This window comes from Providencia sp. SP181, assembly GCF_050446505.1.
Classification (GTDB): Bacteria; Pseudomonadota; Gammaproteobacteria; order Enterobacterales; family Enterobacteriaceae; genus Providencia; species Providencia vermicola.
Genome location: NZ_JBBPXM010000035.1, coordinates 1 through 4,379, shown reverse-complemented (window position 1 = coordinate 4,379; position 4,379 = coordinate 1). Strand labels below are relative to the sequence as shown.

The following is a 4,379-nucleotide window of genomic DNA, read 5'->3' as shown; positions in this document are numbered from 1 at the left end:
TAGATTGTCCCTCTAAGACACGGAATCGGTGGTTAAACCACATCAACCAAGCAAGAAATTATTTCGCTTGTTTTTTTCAGGAGACAAATCAGGGAGATAATTGAGAACATAAGGGAAGTGGTGCTGATAGGCAGATTCGAACTGCCGACCTCACCCTTACCAAGGGTGTGCTCTACCAACTGAGCCATATCAGCACATCTTGGAGCGGGCAGCGGGAATCGAACCCGCATCATCAGCTTGGAAGGCTGAGGTAATAGCCATTATACGATGCCCGCAATGAACTCGGCTACCTGAGTTATCAGCTGTTAAACTGTTCCTTGAAGTTTCTATAAAGAAATCTTCTTGGAGATGGTGGTGGGAGAAGGATTCGAACCTTCGAAGTCTGTGACGGCAGATTTACAGTCTGCTCCCTTTGGCCGCTTGGGTATCCCACCTATCCAAATTTTTAATGGTGCCGGCACCAAGAGTCGAACTCGGGACCTACTGATTACAAGTCAGTTGCTCTACCAACTGAGCTATGCCGGCATCAAGTGCTGCGCATTCTAGGAAGAGTGAGCGCATGTTGCAACAAAAAAATTTAATTTTTTGTTCGTTTGCTTACATTTTGTTCGCTTTTTGTGATTTTGTTGATTTTTTAACTATTTTGAGATTAAAACATCAACAGTAGCTGTTAACTATAATCCATTATTATTTAGTCCGTAAAGCCCGATAATCGAATCAAAACATTTCAAATGTTATTATTTAGTCCCCATCACATTTTTAGGGCTCTGATTAATCGGTTATTTTCCAAGCGATCACACCTATTTTTTTTGTGTAATTCAAAAAAAATTCACAAATATTATAAAAAAACCTACGCCTCCCCCCCATCACTCGCTATGATGCTAGCAAATTTTTTGGATACGGGTGTTTAGGCAACCTGTCCAACCTGCATAAAATAGGCAGATGTTGGTTTATGAAAAAGAACGAAAATTTTATTACTACGCCATATTTAGAATTTGATAGAGAACATTGGGCAACACTCCGTGATTCCGTCCCTTTGACATTAACATCCAGTGAGCTTCTCGAGTTAAAAGGGATTAACGAAGAGCTTTCAATGGAAGATGTTATTGAAATTTATCTACCTTTATCGCGCTTATTGAATTTTTATATTAGTTCTAACTTACGTCGTCAGGCTGTCCTAGAGCAGTTTTTAGGAACTAGTGAAGCAAAAGTGCCTTATATCATCGGTATCGCTGGTAGCGTTGCTGTAGGTAAAAGTACAACAGCACGTTTATTACAAGCACTATTAACCCGTTGGCCTGAGCACCGTAAAGTTGATTTAATTACGACTGATGGCTTTCTTCATCCGAACCAAGTATTAAAAGATCGGAATATTATGAAGAAAAAAGGTTTTCCACAGTCTTATGACATGCGAAAACTGGTTAACTTTGTTTCTCAAATTAAATCAGGCGCGCGAAATGTCCGTGCCCCGGTCTATTCCCATCTAACCTACGACATTGTGCCTGACCAAGAACAAGTTATTGATCAGCCTGATATTTTAATTTTGGAAGGGCTCAATGTGTTACAAAGTGATATGGACTACCCACAAGATCCACACCATGTATTTGTCTCTGACTTTGTTGATTTCTCAATTTATGTTGATGCAGCTCCTGCTTTATTAAAACAATGGTACATCGGTCGTTTTCTTAAGTTTAGGCAAGGCGCATTCTCCGACCCAGATTCATACTTTCATAGTTATTCTAAATTGAGTGAAGAGGAAGCTGTAAATATTGCAGGTTCTATTTGGGATGAAATTAATGGGCTAAATCTCGAAGAGAATATTTTACCTACCAAAGAGCGTGCAAGCTTAATAATGACAAAAGGTGAAAACCATTCAATTCAAAATGTCAGACTAAGGAAATAAAATCTATATTGGCCGAAATTTTTCGGCCAATTATATATTACTCGTTTGGCCGTAATGATATTTCGCCGCCAATATAAGGAATTATGTCGCCATTATCTTTTTGTAGTAACAATGCACCTTGCTCATTAATTCCACGCTCAACGCCAGAAATAATATCATTACCAATCAGTAATTTAACTTTTCTATTTAAAAAATTATCAAGTTTAAACCATCTATCCAAAAACGGTTTTAATCCTTCTTTTTCAAATAAAATTAATGAATCTTTTAATGCTTGAATAATATTAGCCGATAATTCATTTCGTTCTATATCTTCAACTTCATCTCTCAAAGATGCCCACTCTTGCGTTATTGCAGTTGTATTTTCAATATTGGTTTTATTCATTCCAATATTAATGCCAATACCAATAATAATATGAGCAGCGTCACCTGTTTTACCCGTTAATTCAACTAAAATACCTGCAAGCTTTTTATCATTCATATACAGATCATTTGGCCACTTTACCTTTACTTTTTCTTTACTTATTTTGTTTAAAGTTTCCGCAATCACTATTCCAACAACAAGGCTCAAACCAACCGCAGCCGCAGGGCCTTGATCTAACTTCCAATACATAGATAAATACAAGTTACAGCCAAAGGGAGAAATCCATTGACGACCTCTTCTGCCTCGACCTGCACTCTGGTACTCTGCAAGGCAAGTATCTCCCGATGTTAAACTTGGAATGCGTTCAAGCATATACTGATTCGTAGAATCAATAACAGGTTCCACAATGATATTGACGCCATTAACGTATTGTTTGATCCTGTCTTTATTCAGTAAATTTATTTGGTGAGGCAGCTTATACCCTTTACTCGTCACCGTTTCGATGTTCAAACCCCATGAGCGTAATGTTTTAATATGTTTATTAATCGCAGCTCGGCTCATGCCAAGTTTGTCGCCGAGTTGCTCGCCCGAGTGTATTTGAGCATCCGATAAAATATCTATCAGCTGTAAAGGGATTGATGTCTCTTTCATTGAATATAATCCATTGCGTTAACCTCACCTTGACGACCAATAAACCGAACTTCAGGTTCTAAAATAATATCAAAACGCTTTGCAACGCTTTGGCTAACGTATTTCGCTAGGTTAACAACATCACCCCCTGTCGCTTCATGTTTATTAATTAAAACAAGCGCCTGCTGAGTGTGAACTGCCGCTCCCCCTATTTCATGCCCTTTCAAACCACACTGGTCAATAAGCCAACCAGCCGCTAATTTCACGCTACCATCGGCTTGGATATATTGAGGACAATTTGGATTTTCTTGCTTAATTTTTGCTGCTTTTTCAGCTGGAATCACAGGATTTTTAAAGAAGCTACCAGCATTACCAGTAACTGCAGGATCAGGCAATTTACTTCTTCGAGTCTGGCACACTGCATCAAAAACTTGCTTAGGTGTTACTGTTTCGGGATTAAACTGTGTTAAGTCACCATAGGTAAGTTTAGGCTGCCATTTTTTTGCGAATTTCAGCCCAACGCTAACAATCACATAACCCTGTTGGTACTCATGTTTAAAAATGCTATCACGGTAACCAAATTGGCACTCACTCGCTGCAATACGCGTTTCTTGATTTGTTTCAAGTGACAGAATATCCACATAATCACAAATATCTTTCAGTTCAACACCATAAGCACCGATGTTTTGAATTGGCGCGGACCCCGCACATCCAGGGATTAAAGCAAGATTCTCCGCACCATAGATACCTTTTTGTAGTAATTTTTCCAGTAATAGATGCCAATTTTCACCGGCCTGAACATGCACATACCAATAATCATCAGACTCTGTAATTTCAATACCTTTTAGCTGATTAATGATAACGACACCGTCAAAGTCCTCTACAAATAAAACATTACTCCCCCCACCAAGCAGCAATACTGGTAAATTATCATTTTTCGCTTTCAGCCATTGTTGATGGAGTGATTGTTTATTCTCTACTATAAAAACTGATAATGCTTTTGCATCAATACCAAAGCTGTTGAATGGTTTGAGTTCAGAAGTTGGATTCATTACTACCTTCAGGAAAAATATAACAATAATGAAGTAAGTCTATCAGCCAGACTTAATCGTGGGTAGCAAGAATAATAAAATAAGATAATTTCGGGATCATTATGGAATGATTTACTTACTTTTCATAAGCGTCAGAAAGCAAAAAGCCACCCATTGGGTGGCTTCTTATATTTAAAACCTAGCAGTTCCCTACTCTCACATGGGGAGACCCCACACTACCATCGGCGCTACGGCGTTTCACTACTGAGTTCGGCATGGGGTCAGGTGGGACCACCGCGCTATTGCCGCTAGGTAAATTCTTTTTAAATGCCGATTATATGGTGCTGATACCCAGATTCGAACTGGGGACCTCACCCTTACCAAGGGTGTGCTCTACCAACTGAGCCATATCAGCAATATGGTGCGGTCAGTTAGTACTGACACAACCTTTAAA

3 protein-coding genes, 5 tRNA genes and 1 rRNA gene are annotated in these 4,379 nt (G+C 39.0%); 1 reads left to right on the top strand and 8 read right to left on the bottom strand.

The genetic code is table 11. The features are described from left to right. Positions 1–118 precede the first annotated feature (118 nt). From AABS66_RS21570 to AABS66_RS21555, 4 genes are all read right to left on the bottom strand, one after another. Positions 119–194 (bottom strand) — tRNA-Thr (locus tag AABS66_RS21570). A gap of 6 nt (positions 195–200) precedes the next feature. After that, positions 201–275: transfer RNA gene (locus AABS66_RS21565), tRNA-Gly, on the bottom strand. Positions 276–349: 74 nt separating this feature from the next. After that, a tRNA-Tyr gene (locus AABS66_RS21560) sits at positions 350–434 on the bottom strand. A gap of 15 nt (positions 435–449) precedes the next feature. Next, positions 450–525 (bottom strand) — tRNA-Thr (locus tag AABS66_RS21555). A gap of 427 nt (positions 526–952) precedes the next feature. Here AABS66_RS21555 and coaA point away from each other — a divergent pair. Then, complete coding sequence (gene coaA, locus AABS66_RS21550; RefSeq protein ID WP_206086982.1) at positions 953–1,903, top strand: type I pantothenate kinase; 951 nt, start codon at positions 953–955, stop codon at positions 1,901–1,903. A gap of 37 nt (positions 1,904–1,940) precedes the next feature. Here coaA and birA read toward each other — a convergent pair whose 3' ends face one another. The 4 genes from birA to AABS66_RS21530 all read right to left on the bottom strand — a co-directional run bounded on the left by birA (position 1,941) and on the right by AABS66_RS21530 (position 4,340). Further along, positions 1,941–2,915, bottom strand: a complete 975-nt coding sequence (gene birA / locus AABS66_RS21545; protein ID WP_206086981.1) for a bifunctional biotin--[acetyl-CoA-carboxylase] ligase/biotin operon repressor BirA — start codon at positions 2,913–2,915, stop codon at positions 1,941–1,943. Beyond that, complete coding sequence (gene murB / locus AABS66_RS21540; RefSeq protein WP_272539988.1) at positions 2,912–3,946, bottom strand: UDP-N-acetylmuramate dehydrogenase; 1,035 nt, start codon at positions 3,944–3,946, stop codon at positions 2,912–2,914. The genes birA and murB overlap by 4 nt, the downstream gene beginning before the upstream one ends. Before the next feature lie 176 nt (positions 3,947–4,122). Further along, positions 4,123–4,238, bottom strand: a 5S ribosomal RNA gene (gene rrf / locus AABS66_RS21535). A gap of 26 nt (positions 4,239–4,264) precedes the next feature. Then, positions 4,265–4,340, bottom strand: a tRNA-Thr gene (locus tag AABS66_RS21530). Positions 4,341–4,379: the final 39 nt, after the last annotated feature.

Excerpts from the sequence above, each read along its gene's own strand:
- coaA (WP_206086982.1), top strand. The coding sequence starts at position 953 with ATGAAAAAGAACGAAAATTTTATTACTACGCCATATTTAGAATTTGAT.
- birA (WP_206086981.1), bottom strand. The coding sequence starts at position 2,915 with ATGAAAGAGACATCAATCCCTTTACAGCTGATAGATATTTTATCGGAT.
- murB (WP_272539988.1), bottom strand. The coding sequence starts at position 3,946 with ATGAATCCAACTTCTGAACTCAAACCATTCAACAGCTTTGGTATTGAT.